This window comes from Pseudomonas sp. BF-B-30 (genome assembly GCF_019956305.1).
Taxonomy (GTDB): Bacteria; Pseudomonadota; Gammaproteobacteria; order Pseudomonadales; family Pseudomonadaceae; genus Aquipseudomonas; species Aquipseudomonas jessenii.
In genome coordinates this window covers 1-18219 of the sequence record NZ_JAHBDG010000044.1, presented here as the reverse complement: position 1 = coordinate 18219, position 18219 = coordinate 1, and the positions used below count along the sequence as shown (strand labels likewise).

General features: G+C 61.3%; 15 protein-coding genes and 1 pseudogene. 11 read left to right on the top strand and 5 right to left on the bottom strand.

Annotation, left to right across the window (positions count from 1 at the left end):
• Nucleotides 1-11: 11 nt before the first annotated feature.
• Together lgt and KGB29_RS20790 are read left to right on the top strand one after the other, a co-directional pair.
• Nucleotides 12-818, top strand: coding sequence for a prolipoprotein diacylglyceryl transferase (lgt, locus tag KGB29_RS20795; protein ID WP_057712873.1), 807 nt, complete (start codon nt 12-14; stop codon nt 816-818).
• 49 nt (nt 819-867) lie between these two features.
• The gene (locus KGB29_RS20790) at nt 868-1839 is read left to right on the top strand and encodes a thymidylate synthase (protein ID WP_150815361.1); all 972 of its coding nucleotides are present in this window, start codon (nt 868-870) and stop codon (nt 1837-1839) included.
• A 123-nt stretch (nt 1840-1962) separates the two neighbouring features.
• On the opposite strand, the gene cadR is transcribed toward KGB29_RS20790, so the two are convergent.
• Nucleotides 1963-2412 carry a Cd(II)/Pb(II)-responsive transcriptional regulator gene (gene cadR / locus KGB29_RS20785; protein ID WP_057712875.1) on the bottom strand — a complete coding sequence of 150 codons (450 nt, stop codon included), beginning with the start codon at nt 2410-2412 and terminating at the stop codon, nt 1963-1965.
• A gap of 93 nt (nt 2413-2505) precedes the next feature.
• Between cadR and KGB29_RS20780 the strand changes: the two genes are divergently transcribed.
• The 7 genes and pseudogenes from KGB29_RS20780 to KGB29_RS20750 all read left to right on the top strand — a co-directional run bounded on the left by KGB29_RS20780 (nt 2506) and on the right by KGB29_RS20750 (nt 11549).
• Nucleotides 2506-4767, top strand: a complete 2262-nt coding sequence (locus tag KGB29_RS20780) for a heavy metal translocating P-type ATPase (RefSeq protein WP_150815360.1) — start codon at nt 2506-2508, stop codon at nt 4765-4767.
• 16 nt (nt 4768-4783) lie between these two features.
• Nucleotides 4784-5647: a LysR family transcriptional regulator gene (locus KGB29_RS20775; protein WP_150815359.1), complete on the top strand. Its 864-nt coding sequence runs from the start codon at nt 4784-4786 to the stop codon at nt 5645-5647.
• Nucleotides 5648-5876: 229 nt separating this feature from the next.
• Entirely contained in the window at nt 5877-6953 is a 1077-nt protein-coding gene (locus tag KGB29_RS20770; RefSeq protein ID WP_150815310.1) for a putative 2-aminoethylphosphonate ABC transporter ATP-binding protein, read from the top strand.
• Entirely contained in the window at nt 6953-8677 is a 1725-nt protein-coding gene (locus tag KGB29_RS20765) for a putative 2-aminoethylphosphonate ABC transporter permease subunit (protein WP_150815311.1), read from the top strand. The genes KGB29_RS20770 and KGB29_RS20765 overlap by 1 nt, the downstream gene beginning before the upstream one ends.
• Nucleotides 8678-8715: 38 nt before the next feature.
• Nucleotides 8716-9741 carry a putative 2-aminoethylphosphonate ABC transporter substrate-binding protein gene (locus tag KGB29_RS20760; protein WP_057712880.1) on the top strand — a complete coding sequence of 342 codons (1026 nt, stop codon included), beginning with the start codon at nt 8716-8718 and terminating at the stop codon, nt 9739-9741.
• 117 nt (nt 9742-9858) lie between these two features.
• Entirely contained in the window at nt 9859-10992 is a 1134-nt protein-coding gene (locus KGB29_RS20755; RefSeq protein ID WP_150815312.1) for a TIGR03364 family FAD-dependent oxidoreductase, read from the top strand.
• Nucleotides 10992-11549 (top strand): annotated as a pseudogene (locus KGB29_RS20750) (phosphonate degradation HD-domain oxygenase). Before KGB29_RS20755 ends, KGB29_RS20750 begins: the two are co-directional and overlap by 1 nt.
• A gap of 135 nt (nt 11550-11684) precedes the next feature.
• On the opposite strand, the gene KGB29_RS20745 reads toward KGB29_RS20750, so the two are convergent.
• Together KGB29_RS20745 and KGB29_RS20740 are read right to left on the bottom strand one after the other, a co-directional pair.
• Entirely contained in the window at nt 11685-13049 is a 1365-nt protein-coding gene (locus tag KGB29_RS20745) for a GTPase/DUF3482 domain-containing protein (protein ID WP_150815313.1), read from the bottom strand.
• Entirely contained in the window at nt 13042-14412 is a 1371-nt protein-coding gene (locus tag KGB29_RS20740; RefSeq protein ID WP_150815314.1) for a DUF2868 domain-containing protein, read from the bottom strand. Before KGB29_RS20740 ends, KGB29_RS20745 begins: the two co-directional genes overlap by 8 nt.
• 85 nt (nt 14413-14497) lie before the next feature.
• On the opposite strand from KGB29_RS20740, the gene KGB29_RS20735 reads away from it, so the two are divergent.
• Nucleotides 14498-15010, top strand: coding sequence for a dihydrofolate reductase (locus KGB29_RS20735; protein ID WP_150815315.1), 513 nt, complete (start codon nt 14498-14500; stop codon nt 15008-15010).
• 104 nt (nt 15011-15114) lie between these two features.
• Here the strand turns inward: KGB29_RS20735 and KGB29_RS20730 are convergent, their stop codons facing one another.
• Nucleotides 15115-16506, bottom strand: coding sequence for an L-cystine transporter (locus KGB29_RS20730; protein WP_150815316.1), 1392 nt, complete (start codon nt 16504-16506; stop codon nt 15115-15117).
• A gap of 242 nt (nt 16507-16748) precedes the next feature.
• Between KGB29_RS20730 and KGB29_RS20725 the strand changes: the two genes are divergently transcribed.
• Complete coding sequence (locus tag KGB29_RS20725; protein ID WP_150815317.1) at nt 16749-17804, top strand: haloacid dehalogenase-like hydrolase; 1056 nt, start codon at nt 16749-16751, stop codon at nt 17802-17804.
• 128 nt (nt 17805-17932) lie between these two features.
• Here KGB29_RS20725 and KGB29_RS20720 read toward each other — a convergent pair.
• On the bottom strand, nt 17933-18219 hold a 287-nt coding region (locus KGB29_RS20720; protein WP_223507699.1), incomplete at its 5' end, for an integrase core domain-containing protein.

Below are 18219 nucleotides of genomic sequence, written 5' to 3'. Positions count from 1 at the left end.
GAGGAGTCGCAATGCTGCCTTACCCGCAGATCGACCCGGTGGCCCTGGCCATCGGTCCGCTGAAAATCCACTGGTACGGTCTGATGTACCTGATCGGCATCGGCGGCGCCTGGCTGCTGGCCTCCCGTCGGTTGAACCGCTTCGACCCGACCTGGACCAAGGAAAAACTCTCCGACATGGTGTTCTGGATGTCGATGGGGGTGATTGTCGGCGGGCGCTTGGGTTATGTGCTGTTCTACGATCTGGGCGCCTATCTGGCCAACCCGACGCTGATCTTCGAAGTGTGGAAGGGCGGTATGTCGTTCCACGGCGGTTTCATCGGCGTGATGTTGGCGGCATTGTGGTTCGGCAAGAAGAACAACAAGTCGTTCTTCCAGCTGATGGATTTCGTTGCGCCGATGGTGCCGATTGGCCTGGGCGCCGGGCGCATCGGCAACTTCATCAACGCCGAGTTGTGGGGCAAGGCAACCGACGTGCCGTGGGCGATGGTCTTTCCGACCGATCCGGCGCAACTGGCGCGTCATCCGTCGCAGCTGTACCAGTTCGCCCTCGAAGGCGTGGCACTGTTCCTGATCCTGTGGCTGTTCTCGCGCAAGCCACGGCCGACTATGGCGGTATCGGGGATGTTCGCGCTGTTCTATGGCATCTTCCGTTTCATCGTCGAGTTCGTCCGCGTACCGGACGCCCAGTTGGGCTATCTGGCCTGGAACTGGCTGACCATGGGCCAGGTGCTGTGCGTACCGATGATCGTCGGCGGGCTGTTCCTGATCTGGCTGGCGTATCACCGCGCCCCGGCGACTCCAGCGGCAGCCGTATAAAATTCGAACCCCGCAGCGATGGTTGCGGGTTCAAGGACACAGGTAATTCATGAAGCAATATCTCGAACTGGTCGCCCACGTCATCAAGAACGGCACCAAACAGGCCAACCGTACCGGCGTGAACACCATCAGTTTTCCTGGTGCGATGCTGCGTTATGACCTGCAGGAAGGTTTCCCGGCGATCACCACGCGCAAAATGGCCTTCAAATCGGCTATCGGCGAAATGTGCGGATTCTTGCGTGGCGTAAATAACGCTGCCGAATTCCGCGCCCTGGGCTGCAAGGTCTGGGACCAGAACGCCAACGAAAACGCCCAGTGGCTGGCCAACCCGTTCCGTCAGGGCGAAGACGACCTCGGCGAAATCTACGGCGTGCAATGGCGCAAATGGCCGGCGTACAAGCAGATTCCGCTCAGCAACCCGGCTGCCATCGAGCAGACCCTGAGCCAGGGTTATCGCCAGATTGCCGAAGACGAGGAAGACGGTCAGGCCTACGTGGTGCTGTACAAGGCCATCGACCAGGTTCGCCAGTGCGTCGACACCATCATCAAGGACCCGGGCAGCCGTCGCATCCTGTTCCACGGCTGGAACTGCGCCCAGCTCGATGAAATGGCCTTGCCGCCGTGCCACTTGCTGTATCAGTTCCACCCGAATGTCGAGACCAGGGAGATTTCCCTGACCCTCTACATCCGCTCCAACGACCTGGGCCTGGGCACGCCGTTCAACCTCACCGAAGGCGCTGCGCTGCTGAGCCTGATCGGTCGTCTGACGGGCTACACGCCGCGTTGGTTCACCTATTTCATCGGTGATGCCCACGTCTACGAAAACCACCTGGACATGCTCAACGAACAGCTCAAGCGCGAGCCCTTCCCGATGCCGAAACTGGTGATTTCCGACCGTGTGCCTGAGTTTGCCAAGACGGGTGTTTACCAGCCGGAATGGCTGGAACTGGTGGAACCGGGCGATTTTTCGCTGGAAGGCTACGAACACCACGCGCCGATGACCGCGCCGATGGCGGTCTGAAAAAACACCACCGACCCTGTGGGAGCGAGCTTGCTCGCGATAGCGGTGTATCAGTCGACATCCATGTTGGCTGAACAGACGCCATCGCGAGCAAGCTCGCTCCCACAGGGTTTTGTGTTGTTTCTAGTGGCCGTGACTGCGGCCCACATGGGAATGCTCCACCTCCGTCGCCACCACCCCGCCGCTCACTTCCAGCCGCTGCAAAATCCCGCATTGATCGATACTTGGCCCTTCGCCGCAGCGTTGGCGCAGGTCGAGCAGTTGCGTCTGCAAGGCCAGCAAGCCGTCGATCCGCGCCTTTACATGGTGGATGTGTTCGTCAATCAGCGCGTTGACGCTTTCGCACTGATCCTGCGGACTGTCGCGAAACGCCAGCAGGCTGCGGATTTCTTCGAGCGTCATGTCGAGGGTGCGACAGTTGCGGATGAAGGTCAGGCGCTCGGCGTGGGCCTGGGTATAGACGCGATAATTGCCGTCACTGCGGGCCGGTTCCGGCAGAAGGTTCTCGCGCTCGTAGTAGCGGATCGTTTCCACGGCGCAGTCCGTGAGTTTCGCCAACTCTCCAATTTTCATGACGCCAATCTCCAAAACTCCAGAAAGGGTGCTTGACCCTATAGTGGCTACAGGGTCTTTACTTGGCAACAGGCACTCTTATGGACGCAACCAATGAGCGATTCCCTGCACTCCCACAAACCCGGGGCTGAGCACGAGCACAGCCACAAGCTCAAGCCCGTGCAAAAACATGGCCACGGCGGTCACGGCGACGCCTGCTGCTCATCTAAAGCGGCAGCGCCTGCGCTGGTAAAACTGAGCGAATCGCCGACGCCCGGAGCCCGACTGAGCAGTTTCCGCATCGAGGCAATGGACTGTCCAACTGAACAGACGCTGATTCAGAACAAGCTAAGCAAACTGACCGGCGTGCAGCAGCTTGAGTTCAATCTGATTAATCGGGTGCTCGGCGTAACCCACGATTTGCCCGGTATCGAGCCGATCGTCGAGGCCATCAAATCCTTGGGTATGCAGGCCGAGCCGATGGACCAGGGTGATGAAACCCCGGCGCCCGCGCCCCGGAAAAAGCCGTGGTGGCCCCTGGCACTGTCCGGTGTTGGTGCATTGCTGGCAGAAGTTATCCACTTCACCGGTTTCGCGCCGAACTGGGTGGTGGCGGTTATCGCGCTGGTCTCGATTCTCAGTGGTGGCCTCGGTACTTACAAAAAAGGCTGGATCGCCCTTAAAAACCGCAATCTGAACATCAACGCGCTGATGAGCATTGCCGTGACCGGCGCGGTGCTGATCGGCCAGTGGCCGGAAGCGGCGATGGTGATGTTCCTGTTCACCGTGGCCGAGTTGATCGAAGCCAGGTCCCTTGACCGAGCGCGCAATGCCATCAGCGGGTTGATGCAGATGACGCCGGACACGGCAACGGTGTTGCAGGCTGACGGTGTCTGGCTTGAGCAGGATGTCAAAAACATTGGGCTCGGCGCGCGGGTGCGGGTGCGCCCCGGCGAGCGTATCGGCCTGGACGGCGAAGTGCTGTCCGGTCGCTCGACCATCGATCAGGCGCCAATTACCGGTGAAAGCCTGCCGGTGGAAAAAACCGTCGGCGACAAAGTCTTCGCCGGCACCATCAATCAGGCCGGGTCCCTGGAGTACGAGGTGACCGCCGCGGCGGATAACTCGACCCTGGCCCGCATCATCCACGCCGTCGAGCAGGCCCAGGGCGCGCGTGCGCCGACCCAGCGTTTCGTCGACAGTTTCTCGAAAATCTACACCCCGGCAGTGTTCGTCCTGGCCCTGGCCGTGGCGGTGATCCCGCCATTGTTCATGGGCGAGTTGTGGTTCGACTGGATCTACCGGGCGCTGGTGCTGCTGGTGGTGGCCTGCCCGTGTGCGCTGGTGATCTCCACGCCGGTGACCATCGTCAGCGGCCTCGCGGCGGCGGCGCGTAAAGGCATATTGGTCAAGGGCGGCGTTTATCTGGAGGGCGGTTACAAGCTCGACTACCTGGCCCTGGACAAGACCGGCACCATCACCCACGGCAAACCGGTGCAGACCGATTACCTGTCGCTGGACCCGACCGCCGACGACTCGGCGCCCGCCATTGCCGCCGCGTTGGCCGGGCGCTCGGATCACCCGGTTTCGCTGGCCATCGCCAAGGCAGCTGTGGATAACCAGGCCGCGACGCTGATTGTGGATAACTTCGAAGCGCTGGGCGGGCGCGGGGTGCGCGGCGAGATCAGCGGCCAGCTCTACCATCTGGGCAACCATCGTCTTGTGGAGGATCTGGGCCTGTGTTCGCCAGCGCTGGAAGAAAAGCTGTTTGCCCTGGAAAAGCAGGGCAAGTCGGTGGTGCTGCTGCTTGATTCGTCCGGCCCGTTGGCGCTGTTTGCCGTGGCGGACACGGTAAAAGAGTCCAGCCGCGAAGCGATCCGTCAACTGCATGACCTGGGTATCAAAACCCTGATGCTCACGGGCGATAACGTCCACACCGCGCAGGCGATTGCAGCACAAGTCGGTATCGACGAGGCCAAGGGCGACCTGTTGCCGGGGGACAAACTGCAGGCTATCGAAACTCTCTATGCTCAAGGGCATCGGGTCGGCATGGTTGGCGACGGCATCAATGATGCGCCTGCACTGGCGCGTTCCGAAATCGGCTTCGCCATGGCCGCTGCGGGCACCGATACCGCGATCGAAACCGCCGATGTCGCCCTGATGGACGACGATCTGCGCAAAATCCCGGCATTCATTCGCCTGTCCCGGCAGACTTCGAGCATCCTCAAACAGAACATCGCCCTGGCTTTGGTCATCAAGGCGATCTTTCTTGGAGTAACCTTTGCCGGGATCGCTACCATGTGGATGGCAGTGTTCGCCGATATGGGCGTGAGTTTGCTGGTGGTGTTCAACGGTTTGCGCCTGCTGCGCAAGTAAAGGATGAGGGACGGTTGTGCTGAGTGCCGAGCTGAAGGCGTTTTACATGGTGGCCCGCCTGGGCAGCATTACCCAGGCTGCCAAAAAGCTCGGCCTGAGCCAACCGACGGTGACGACGCAGATCCGCAACCTCGAAAGTCAGTACTCGGTCGAGCTGTTCTATCGCGGCGGCCGGCGTCTCAGCGTCAGTGAGGAGGGCGCGCGGCTGCTGCCTATGGTCAAGGTGCTGATGCAACAGGAAGCCGACATCGAGTTTTTCCTGCGTAACTGCGGCCAGGTCCAGGGCACGTTGCGTATTGCCGCCACGGCGCCGTATTACATCCTCGACCTGGTGAAAACGTTCCGCGAGCGCCTGCCGCAGGTGGAGGTGTCGGTGGAAATCGGCAACTCCCAGCAAGTGCTCGAAGCATTGGAGGATTACCGTGTCGATGTCGCCGCCTCTTCGCAGTTACTGGAGGATGCGCGGTTGATTCGCCGGGTGCTCGGCAGCGATCCGCTGGTGCTGGCGGTGCATCGCAATCATCCGCTGGCGGTTCATGATCACGTACCGCTCGGTGCCTTGGCCGGGCATACCCTGCTGATGCGTGAACCGGGCTCGACCACCCGTCGCCTGACCGAAGAGTTGCTGGCCAGTGCCGGGGTGTGTTTCGGCCCACTGCTGGAGATCGGCAGCCGCGAATCGATCCGCGAAGCAGTGCTGCGCAACATCGGCATCAGCATCATTGCCCGTCAGGAAGTGCCCCATGATCCGCAATTGCGGGTGCTGACCATCGAGAATGCGCCGCAGATTCCCGAATACCTGTACTGCCTCAAGGAGCGCAAAAACGCGCGGCTGCCGGCGGCGTTTCTGGGGTTGGCGCAGGAAATGTCCCCGGCCTGAGATTTGTAGTGCTTGTTCTGGCCTCTTCGCGGGCAAGCCCGCTCCCACAGGGGACCGCGATTAACTGTGGGAGCGGGCTTGCTCGCGAAGGCGCCAGATCAAACAACACAGGGCTTGAAGGCTTAACCAAAAATCCCGAATACCACTATCGGCAGTTTTTGCCTTACTGCCACATGACGGACTCATTACAACTCTAGGATGGCCCCCATCTGCTCGATGAGGTCCGTCCATGAACAACTCGATCGCAACTGCCCTGACCAACCCCGGCGCACCGATGAAAGTGCGTGGTGTACAGAAGCGTTTTGGCGCCTTCACGGCGCTGGATAACGTGTCCCTCGACGTGGCGGCCGGTGAGCTGGTGTGTCTGCTGGGGCCGTCGGGCTGTGGCAAGACCACCTTGCTGCGCTGCATCGCCGGTCTGGAGAAGCAGGACAGCGGCGAGTTGTACCTGGGCGATCGCAACGTTTCCCACCTGGCGCCCCAGGCGCGGGACTACGGCATTCTGTTCCAGTCCTACGCGTTGTTTCCCAATCTCACCGTCGAAGCGAACATTGCCTACGGCCTCGCCGGCAGCGGTCGTGACGAAGTGCGCCGTCGAGTCGGCCAGATGCTGGAACTGGTCGGCCTGGGCGGCAGCGAGAAAAAGTATCCCGGCCAGTTGTCCGGCGGCCAGCAGCAGCGGGTTGCACTGGCTCGCGCCCTGGCCCCGGCACCTTCGCTATTGCTGCTGGACGAACCGATGTCGGCCCTCGATGCCCGGGTGCGCGAGCATCTGTGCACCGAGTTGCGCCAACTGCAACGCAACCTCGGCATCACTACCCTGATGGTCACCCATAATCAGGACGAGGCCATGCTGATGGCCGACCGTATCGCCGTGATGAACAACGGCAAGGTCGAGCAGTACGCCACGCCGCAGGAAATCTACAACCGCCCGGCCACGCCATTCGTGGCGGAGTTCGTCGGCCAGGGTAACTGGCTACCCTTCCAGCGCAACAGCGACAGCCACGCCCAAGTCGGCGGGATGAACATGCGTCTGGCCGAAGGCAGCGCCAAGTCCGCGTCGGGCCGTTTGTTCTGCCGGCCGGAAGCGATCAACGTCAACCCACTGGTGCACGAGGAAAACCTGTTCCCGGCCAAGGTTCGTGAAATCACCTTCCTCGGCAATCGCTGCCGCATGAGCTTCGAGCTCGATCAGTTGCCGGGGCACCCGCTGTTGGCGGAGTTGGCGCCAGAAGCCATGCCGCGCCTTGGTGCCCAGCAGATCATGGTCGCCTTGCCGCCGCGTAGCCTGCAGGTGTTTGCCTGATGAGCGCGAACATCGCGCTGCCGCTGCCGCACAAGCAGGTTCGGCAGACCACCCGCGCCGAGATCGGTGACCGGTTGTTCGTGGTCGGCGGCAAAGTCCTCATGCTGGTGTTGTTGGGCGTTGCCGTATTGATGCCGTTGCTGGCGATCTTCTGGCGCGGTTTTAGCGCCGAGGCCGGGCAGGGCGGTGGCTGGGTCGCAGCGAAAGAGCTGGTGACCAGCGAGAACTTCCACTGGTTGCTCGGTAACAGCCTGAAGGTTTCCCTCAGTGTCGCGGCCATTGTCGTACCGCTGGCCTACCTGTTTGCCTACGCGCTGCAACGAACCTTGATTCCCGCCAAAGGCATATGGCGTGGCATTTCCCTACTGCCATTGATGGCGCCGTCGATGTTGCCCGGCATCGCGCTGGTTTATCTGTTCGGCAACCAGGGCATGCTGCGTGGCCTGCTCTCGGACAACATCTACGGCTTCTGGGGCATTGTGCTTGGCGAAGTCATCTACACCTTCCCGCACGCCTTGATGATTCTTCTGTCGGCCCTGTCCCTGGCCGATGCGCGCCTGTTCGATGCCGCCTCCAGCATGGGCGCGAGTCCTGCAAAAGCCTTCCGCAGCATCACCTGGCCGGCGACCCGTCAGGCCGTGTTCGCCGCATTCTGTCTGGTGTTCACCCTGACCATCACTGACTTCGGCGTACCAGTGGTTGTCGGTGGCGACTATCAAGTGTTGGCGCTGGAGGCCTACAAGGCGGTGGTCGGCCAGCAACAGTTCGGTCGTGGCGCGTTGATCGGCATGGTGTTGCTGCTACCGGCGCTGTTCAGCTTCGGGGTCGATGCCTGGTTGCGTCGGCGTCACGGTGATTCCATGAGCGGTCGTGCCCAGGTGTTCAAACCCGCGCCGTCGAAGCTGCGCGACAGCTGCTACCTGGCCATCGTCCTGCTGATCTGCGCCGCGTTGCTGCCGGTGTTCGGCATGGCGGTGTTCTCGTCCCTGGTGAAGTTCTGGCCGTACAACCTGTCGCTGTCGCTCAACCATTATCAGTTCAACGAAACCGCCGGCGGTGGCTGGCTGGCCTACGGCAACAGCCTGAAGATGGCCTTGGGCACGGCGTTGATCGGCAGCCTGCTGATCTTCACCGGCGCCTACCTGATGGAAAAAACCAAGGGTCAGCGCGGACTGAACCTGACCCTGCGCATGCTCAGTTTCGTACCGATGGCGGTGCCGGGCCTGGTGCTGGGGTTGGGTTACGTCTTCTTCTTCAACCTCACCGGCAACCCGCTGCACGTGCTCTACGGCAGCATGACGCTGCTGATCGTCTGCACCATTGCTCACTATTTGACCACCGCACAAATGACCGCCACCACCGCGCTGCGTCAACTCGATGCCGAGTTTGAAGCCGCCGCGCTGTCGCTCAAGGCGCCGCTGTACCGCCACTACCTGCGCGTCACCGTGCCGATCTGCCTGCCGGCGCTACTGGACATCGTGCGCTACCTGTTCGTCTCGGCCATGACCACCGTTTCGGCGGCGATCTTCCTCTACAGCCCCGACACCATCCTCGCGGCAGTGGCGGTGCTGAACATGGATGACGCCGGCAACGTCGGCGGTGCGGCGGCGATGTCGACTCTGATCCTGATTACCTCGGCGGGCGTGTCCCTGCTGCTGGCCTGGGCCTCGCGCGGTTTGCTGCGCCGCTCCCAGGCCTGGCGGCAGACCACACCCGGTCATTGAATCTGCACAACCCCTCAACTCAAAAACAGGAAAAGATCATGTTCAAGCCTATGGCCCTGGCCGCTGCTGTCCTCACCGCTTTCAGCCTGAATGCCTTTGCGGCGAAAACCGAGTTGACGGTGTACACCGCTCTCGAAGCCGAACAACTGAAGACCTACAAGCAAGCGTTCGAAAAGGCCAACCCGGACGTCGAAATCAAATGGGTGCGTGATTCCACCGGCATCATCACCGCCAAACTGCTGGCCGAAAAAGCCCGTCCGCAGGCTGACGCCGTGTGGGGCCTGGCCGCTTCGAGCCTGGCGATTCTCGATCAGCAAGGCATGCTGCAAAGCTACGCGCCGAAAGACCTGGGCAAGATCGGCGCCAACTACCGCGACGCCGCCAACCCACCAGCCTGGGTCGGCATGGACGTGTGGGCCGCGACCATTTGCTTCAACACCGTCGAAGCCGAGAAGCAGGGCCTGACCAAGCCCGTGAGCTGGCAGGACCTGACCAAGCCTGAGTACAAAGGCAAGATCGTCATGCCAAACCCGGCCTCGTCCGGCACCGGTTTCCTCGACGTCAGCGCCTGGCTGCAGACCTTCGGCGAGAAGCAGGGCTGGGCCTACATGGACGGCCTGCACCAGAACATCGGCCAGTACGTTCACTCCGGCTCCAAGCCTTGCAAACTGGCGGCTGCTGGTGAATTCCCGATCGGTATTTCCTTCGAGTACCCGGCTGTTCAACTGAAACGCCAGGGCGCACCGCTGGACATCATCCTGCCGAAGGAAGGTCTGGGTTGGGAGATCGAAGCGACTGCCGTGATCAAGGGCACTGCCCACGAGGAAGCCGCGAAGAAACTGGCTGACTTCTCCGCCAGCCCTGAGGCGATGGAGCTCTACAAGGAAAACTTCGCCGTGCTCGCCCAGCCTGGCATCGCCAAGCCACAGACCGAACTGCCGGCCGACTACGAACAGCGCCTGATCAAGAACGACTTCGCCTGGGCCTCGAAGAACCGCGACGAGATCCTCACCGAATGGCGCAAGCGCTATGACGGCAAGTCCGAGAAAGTGGCGGCCAAGTAAGATCTTTATCGGCTGAAAGGGCCTCATCGCGAGCAAGCTCGCTCCCACAGGAGTACGCATTCCAATGTGGGAGCGGGCTTGCTCGCGAAAGCGGTTTCAAATTCAGGACAAGACCCCATGACACAACACAACGACATGCTGATCGTCGGCGCCGGCATCCTGGGTTTGTCCCACGCGTACGCCGCCGCCAAGCGCGGTCTCAAGGTCACGGTTTTCGAGCGCAGCGCAACGCCCCTCGGCGCTTCGGTGCGCAACTTCGGCCAGGCACTGGTCACCGGCCAGCCGCCGGGGCCTATGCTGGAACTGGCCCGCGCCAGTCGCGGAATCTGGGGTGATTGGGCCCAGCTCGCCGGCCTGCAACTCAAGCGTAATGGCTCGTACCTGTTCGCCCGCACCGAGGCGGAAGAACAGCTGCTGCAAGCCTTTTGCGACGGCCGCGCGGTGGAGCACGGTTACCGTGTCGACCTGTTGCGCGGTGCCGCATTGCGCGATTTGTATGGCGGCCAGTTCCGCCATCATCGCGCGGCGTTGCATGGCATGGACGACCAGCAACTGTATTCCCGCGAAGCGATTCCGGCGCTGATCGACTTCCTGCGCCGCGACCTGGGGGTCAAGTTTCACTTCTCCACCCTGGTCCGAGATATCGAACCGGGTCGCTTGTACAGCACCGCCGGCAGCTTCAGTGCCGAGCAGATCATTGTCTGCTCCGGCCACGATTATCAGACGTTACTGGCCGAACAGATCGCTGAGCTCGAGCCGCAAATTTGCCGCCTGCAAATGCTCCGCGCCCGACCGCAAATCCACCTCAACCTGCAACACGCGTTGCTCACCGGTTTGAGCTGCGTGCACTACGGCGCCTTCGCCGACTTGCCGGAGGCCGCGGCGGTACAGGCAGAAATCCTGCAATACGCGCCGCACCTGCACGAAAACGGTATCCACCTGCTGATCAGCCCGACACCCTATGGCGAATTGATCATTGGTGATTCGCACCATTACGGCAGCGATCCGTCACCCTTCAATGCCGAGCAGGTCGACGACTGGATGATCGAGCTGGCTGAGCAGACCCTGGGCTGCAAGGTGCAAGTGGTCGAACGCTGGCAGGGGGTCTATGGTTCACGGGGGCCGGGACCGTTTTCGTTCCTGCGCCCGGCAAAAGGCCTGAGCGTGGCGTTGATGCACACCGGTGTCGGCATGAGCGTCGGGCCGGCGATGGCTGAACGAAACATCGCAGCTGTGTTGGGGGAAATCTGATGGGGCGCAATGAATAAGTCGTCGCCGAAGTATTCAGTCTGTACGAGCGTTTTGGCGACAGCGATTACATCGGTGAACCGGTTTCGCAGATCGAGCACATGTCCCAGGCGGCGGAACTGGCCATGGCCGAAGGCTACGACGATGAGGTGGTGCTGGCGGCGTTCTTTCATGACATCGGGCATATCTGTGGCGAAAGCGCGGAGAACATGGGCGGCTTCGGCGTTGTCAGCCATGAGCGTCTAGGCGCGGATTATCTGCGCCGTGCCGGCTTCAGCGAGCGTATGGCTCGGCTGGTCGAATACCACGTGCAGGCCAAGCGTTACCTGACGCTCAAGGAGGCGGGATACTACGAGCGCTTGAGTGAAGCCAGTCGCCGAACCCTGGAATATCAGGGCGGGGTGATGACGGCTGAAGAGGCTGAGGCGTTCGAGAAGGACCCGTTGTGTGCCGTGAGCTTGCGCATGCGCCAGTGGGATGAGCTGGCGAAAGAGATGCATGTGCCGGTGATTGATCTGGCGGTGTTGAAGGGCAAGGCGGTGCGATTGTTGGCTGCGTAAGTCTCGGCACCGAGTGGCTGCCTTCGCGAGCAAGCCCGCTCCCACATTGGATTTGTGACCGACGCACATCCCCTGTGGGAGCGGGCTTGCTCGCGAAGAGGCCAGCGCTGACACCATGCATCATCAATCAAGCCACTAAAGCTGCTGCGCCAAGGCCTCAACCTGCTCCTGCCGCTCCGCCTGATTCAGTTTGGGATGAGGATTGAGCGACGACCACTGCGGATGTGCCCGTGCCTTGTTCAGGGCCTCGGGCAGTTTGCCTTCGCGCCAGCTCTTGTCCTGGGGCGTGGCCACCTGAATGCTGTCCATCGCCGCATGCCCACGGGCGTTCAACGCTTGCAGCAATTGCCGCTGGCGCAGCGCCAACAGGCGCAACACGTTGTCATCCACCGTCAGTTCGCGCTGGCCCTTGATCTTGCCGAGCAAGCGACTGCCATAACTGCGGGCGGTTTGCAGCGCGCCGCCGGCAATCGCACCGGCCAATGCCGCCGCGCCTAGCGTGATGCCGCCCACCAGCAAATCGACCCCGGCCCCGGCAGCGGCACCCGCTGCTATACCACCACCGACCCGAACGCCCAGTTGTTTCAGGGTTTCCGGGTTGAACAAATCGTCGCCCCAACGACCGTCGAGCAGCGGCAAATCACTGGCCGCGGCATCCTGTAGTCGGAAGGCGTAGAGCTTGAGCAGGGACTCGACGCAACGCTGCTCACGCTGGCGCACGGCTTTGCGCAGTTCGCTGATCGCCTGTTGTTCCTGTTCGGCATCACTGACCACACTGCGTCGGCAAGCCGCGCAATCGATCAACAATTCGGCAATCAATCGCTCTGCGCTTTGTTGGCGAGCCAGACGCTGGGCTTGCTGATCGGCGATCAGGCGTTCGAGTTGCGGCCGGGCAGTTTCCAGTAACAAGGCGAGACTTTCATAGAGTCGACGCTCGCCATCCTCCGGCGGCGCGACGCTGTCGAAGCGCACCAAGGCATGCAAGCCCAGCCGCGCCAGCGCTTCACGCCAGGCCGGTTCGCGGTGGTTGGCGCTGCTGACGAAATTCAGCACCGGCAGCAAGGGCTTGCCGCAACCGGCCAGCACTTCCAGCTCGTCGCGATACTTGGCGAGCACCGGCTCTCGGGCGTCGATCACGTAGAGCCCGGCGTCCGACGCCAGCAACTGGCGCAGCACTTTGGCCTCCTGTTCGAAGCGTTGCCGGGCTTCGCTGCCATCCAGGAAACGCGCCAGCCGCGCCGGGCCGTCGAGGCGTTCGCCAGGCCGCTCCAGGCGTTCGAGGTAGTCGAGCAGGGCGATGGCATCTTCCAGGCCGGGAGTGTCGTAGAGATCGAGCAGCGGCTCGCCGTCCACCGAAAGACGGGCGCCTTCGACGTGCCGTGTAGTGCTGGGACGATGGGACACTTCACCGAAGCCGACGTCGCGGGTCAGGGTGCGCAGCAGTGAGGTTTTGCCGACGTTGGTGTGGCCGACCACGGCGAGTTTCAGGGGATTAGTCATGACCCGTCTCCAGCCAGTTCATCGGTGCACAATCGGCAAACGGCAGCTCAAGCTGTTGCAGCGCCACGTGCCAATCGCCCAGGCGTTCCGCGTCCAGTGCTTCACCGGGGGGCGCCTGCAACAACCACACGCGGGTGGCGCTGGCGCTGCGGGCCAGTTCGGCAATCAGGGCCAGGCTGCCGCGATCCGGCGAGCGCCGTGGATCGCACGCAATGGCCAGGCGTGCCGGTGGAAAGCGGGTCAATTGTTCGAGGAGTTTGTGTCGAGATTCGCGGCTGTCGAGGATGCCAGCGTTGCTCACGTTTTTCGGCAATTGCGGTGGCCACGGGCGGTCGTCGTCCAGCTCGATGGCGACCAATAGAGCACCATCACTTTGTTGTTCGTTGACGCCGCTTTCCACGCGATGCAGTTGCTCAGGCGCCGCATCGCTGATGCCGAGACGCTCGCTGGTGGGCATCAAGCGTTCGCGAAGCTGTGCGTAGCCGGGCAGGTTCAAATCCAGGCGGAGCGCCGTTTGCCCGGATTTCCAGCGCCACAGGCAAAACAGTGCGAGCAGCAGGCGCGGCAAAATCCCATAAACCAGCAGAACGCCAACCAGCCATGCTGCCCAGGCCTGGCGGGCGCTTTCGATACTCAGTGCGGCGTCGCCGCTGGCACGGATCATCTCTTCGGTGGGCACGCTGAATCCGAGCAGGGCCGGCAGGGCGCCAAGCGCCTGGGTTACGGCAATAAAGGTGTCGGCACTGAGGATGGTGGTTTCCCAGACGAAGCCGTAGCGCCGGGTTGCCATCAGTGTCAGCAGAATGACCAAGGCGCTGATCATCGCCAGCAACCACAGGCCGTTGACCACTACGCCGATGGCCCAGCGATTGAGCTTCTGCCGTTGCAACAACAGGAGCAGGGCGGGGGCCAGTTGCGTGGCCTTGGCGTCCCGGGCGAGTTTTTCACTTAGCCACAGCCATAGTCGCCCGAGGCTGGCGCCGTGTTCTCCGGCAAACGCCAGGCCCAGGGCCCAACTCAGCAGCAGGATCAGGTTGAGCCCGAGCAGGCTGCCCAAGGCCCAGAACACATTCACCGGGTGCAGGCCATCGCCCATTGCAGCAAAGGCCAGGCCGGCGCCGCTGATCACCGCCAGCACCGCCATTACGATCAGCGCCAGTCGTGCGCCCTGCAGCCAGTGTTGGAGGGCTGCGGTCAGGCCATCGCGTTCAGCCAGCCACAGGGCCCGGCGTTGAATGCGCGACGGCAAATCACCGCCGACGCTGCGGGCCAGCCGGTTGGCTTCAAGGTCTTCCAAGGGGCCTGCGTGTTCTTCGCGCAGTCGGATGGTTTCTGTCAGCCAGAGGGTATTGAGTTCAGTCACGCGGCATCCCGTCGCTTAATTGAGCTGTGAGCATAACCGCTGTGACGCTTATCGGCGAAAGCGAGGCTCTGGTATCCTCGCCGGCATGACTAAATCACTCCCCCTCAGCCTGATCGCAGCCCTCGGTGAAAACCGTGTGATCGGCGTCGACAACAGCATGCCCTGGCACTTGCCGGGGGACTTCAAATATTTCAAGGCCACCACCCTCGGCAAGCCGATCATCATGGGTCGCAAGACCTGGGATTCCCTCGGTCGCCCGTTGCCGGGCCGCTTGAACATCGTGGTCAGCCGTCAGGCGGATCTGCTGCTGGAAGGCGCGGAGGTTTATCCGTCGCTGGAAGCCGCCGTTGTCCGCGCCGAAGCATGGGCGAAGGAGCAGGGCGTTGATGAGTTGATGCTGATTGGCGGCGCGCAGCTGTATGCGCAAGGCTTGGCACAGGCTGATCGGTTGTACCTGACTCGCGTGGCGCTGAGCCCGGAAGGGGATGCGTGGTTTCCGGAGTTTGATTTGGGCCAGTGGAAGCTGGTTTCGAATGTGCCGAACCCGGCCGAAGGCGACAAGCCGGCGTACAGCTTCGAAGTGTGGGAAAAAGCCTAAAAGCTTCGCGAGCAAGCCCGCTCCCACATTGGATCTGTGAGCGACACAAATCCCCTGTGGGAGCGGGCTTGCTCGCGAAGAGGCCCGCTCAGTCGCTAAAGTACTTAAGCCTGAGCCAACGCCGAATGCTCATCCGCATCCAGCAATTCTTTATCAGTCTGCTGCATTACCTGGCTGGTAATCGCCCCAGCCGTCATCGAACCACTGACGTTCAACGCCGTACGCCCCATATCAATCAGTGGCTCGACCGAAATCAGCAACGCCACCAGTGACACCGGCAAGCCCATCGCCGGCAGCACGATCAGCGCCGCAAACGTCGCACCGCCACCCACTCCGGCCACACCGGCCGAGCTCAGCGTGACAATCGCCACCAGCGTCGCGATCCACAGCGGGTCCAGCGGGTTGATGCCCACGGTCGGCGCCACCATCACCGCCAACATCGCCGGGTACAGACCGGCACAGCCATTCTGGCCGATGGTCGCGCCGAACGAAGCGGCGAAACTGGCGATGGACTGCGGGATGCCCAAACGACTGGTCTGCGCTTCGATGCTCAACGGAATCGTCGCAGCGCTGGAGCGGCTGGTGAAGGCAAACGTCAGCACCGGCCAGATCTTGCGGAAGAAGCGCAGCGGATTGATCCCGGCGGCCGACACCAGCACGCCATGCACCACAAACATCAGGCCAAGGCCGATGTAAGACACCACGACAAAACTGCCGAGCTTGATGATGTCTTGCAGGTTGGAGCCGGCGACCACTTTGGTCATCAGCGCCAGCACGCCGTAAGGGGTCAGCTTCATCACCAGGCGCACCAGGCGCATCACCCAGGCTTGCAGGGTGTCGATGGCGTTGATCACTTTCTGACCTTTCTCGACATCATCCTTGAGCAGTTGCAGCGCAGCGACACCCAGGAATGCAGCGAAAATCACCACGCTGATGATCGACGTCGGCTTGGCCCGCGCCAGATCGGCGAACGGGTTTTGCGGAATGAACGACAGCAACAGCTGCGGCACATTCAGGTCGGCGACCTTGCCGGCGTAATCGGTCTGGATGGTTTGCAGGCGCGCCATTTCCTGGGTGCCGGCCACCAGGCCTTCGGCGGTCAGGCCGAACAGGTTGGTCAGGCCGATGCCGATCAGCGCCGCGATGGCCGTGGTGAACAGCAGCGTGCCGATGGTCAGGAAGCTGATCTTGCCCAGCGACGAAGCGTTGTGCAGGCGGGCCACGGCGCTGAGGATCGAGGCGAACACCAAGGGGATCACGATCATTTGCAGCAATTGCACATAACCGTTGCCCACCAGATCGAACCAGCCGATCGAGGCTTTCAGCACCGGATTACCGGCACCGTAAACAGTGTGCAAGGCCACACCGAATGCCACGCCCAGCACCAGTGCGAGCAGGACTTTTTTCGCCAGGCTCCAAGTGGTGTGGCGGGTTTGCGCCAGGCCCAGGAGCAGGGCGAGGAACACCAGCAGATTGAGAATCAGCGGCAGATTCATTGGAACTCCCATTAGACTTTTGCCAGCTGCCTTCCGGGGCAGCTGCGAACCGGCAAGCCTAACAGCTTGAAAACTAATGAATTAATATCAAAAACGTATGGTATCCGTCGTTTTTGGAATAAGCGGGTGTCGCTGTCAGAAATGCAACTGGCGCGAAAGGGACACAGGCGGTCGCTGACAGGCGGGGACTGTCACACTTATTTGTTAGCGTCGATCTCTTTCACATTCAGGGAGAAACGCCAATGAAGTTCGCACCGAAATTACTGGCTGCAGCACTTTGCCTGGGCCTTGCCGGCCAGGTTTTCGCAACGGATCTGAAACACTGGCCAGCCGACCAGGCCAAGGCGCTGGACGCGATGATCGCCGCCAACGCCAACAAAGGTAACTACGCGGTGTTCGACATGGACAACACCAGTTACCGCTATGACCTCGAAGAGTCGTTGCTGCCGTTCATGGAGAACAAGGGCCTGATCACCCGCGACAAGCTCGATCCCTCCCTGAAACTGATGCCGTTCAAGGACACCGCCGACCACAAGGAAAGCCTGTTCAGCTACTACTACCGCCTCTGTGAACTCGACGACATGGTTTGCTATCCATGGGTCGCCCAGGTGTTCTCCGGCTTTACGCTCAAGGAACTCAAGGGCTACGTCGACGAGATGATGGCGTCGGGCAAACCGGTACCGGCCACTTATTACGAAGGCGACGTGGTCAAGAAGCTCGACGTCAACCCGCCGAAAATCTTCACGGGCCAGCAAGAGCTGTACAACAAACTGATGGAGAACGGCATCGAGGTCTACGTGATGACCGCCGCCTCCGAAGAACTGGTGCGCATGGTCGCGGCCGATCCGAAGTATGGCTACAACGTAAAGCCGCAGAACGTGATTGGCGTGTCGTTGCTGCTCAAGGACCCGAAGACGGGCGAACTGACCACCGCGCGCAAGCAGATTACTGCAGGCAAATATGACGAGAAGGCCAACCTCGGCCTTGAACTGACCCCGTACCTGTGGACCCCGGCGACCTGGATGGCCGGCAAGCACGCGGCAATCCTGACCTACATCGACGAGTGGAAAAAACCGGTGCTGGTGGGCGGCGACACCCCGAGCAGCGACGGTTACATGCTGTTCCACAGTGTTGACGTGGCCAAGGGTGGCATCCACCTGTGGGTCAACCGCAAGGACAAGTACATGACCCAGATTAACGGCATGATGGCCAAGAATGCCGCGGCCCAGGCCAAGGAAGGGATGACGGTGACTGCCGACAAGAACTGGGTGATCGTCAAGCCTGAAGAAATCCAGTAATTGTAGGAGCGAGCCTGCTCGCGATGGTCGTTAACGATGACGCGTGCTGTCTGATTTGACGCGGTGTCCTTGCGTTCATCGCGAGCAAGCTGAACTGGTCAAGTAATCCCGGACACCGGTTACGGTGTTTATGCCGCCTTTTGCTCCATGGCTATTGGCGACAGATAGTTGTTGTAGCTGTGGAGCCTGGTGCGGTTGTAGTACATGAAGAAGCGCACCATATCGGTTTTTGCTTCCTCGATCTTTCTGTAGCCACTACGAGGCACCCATTCTGATTTCAGAGTGCCGAAAAATCGCTCTGTTGGAGCGTTGTCCCAACACTGCCCGCGATGACTCATGCTTTGCAATATGTCTCGACGCTTCAGTTCTTCCTGAAACTTGCGGCTGGTGTACTGACAGCCCTGATCCGAATGGA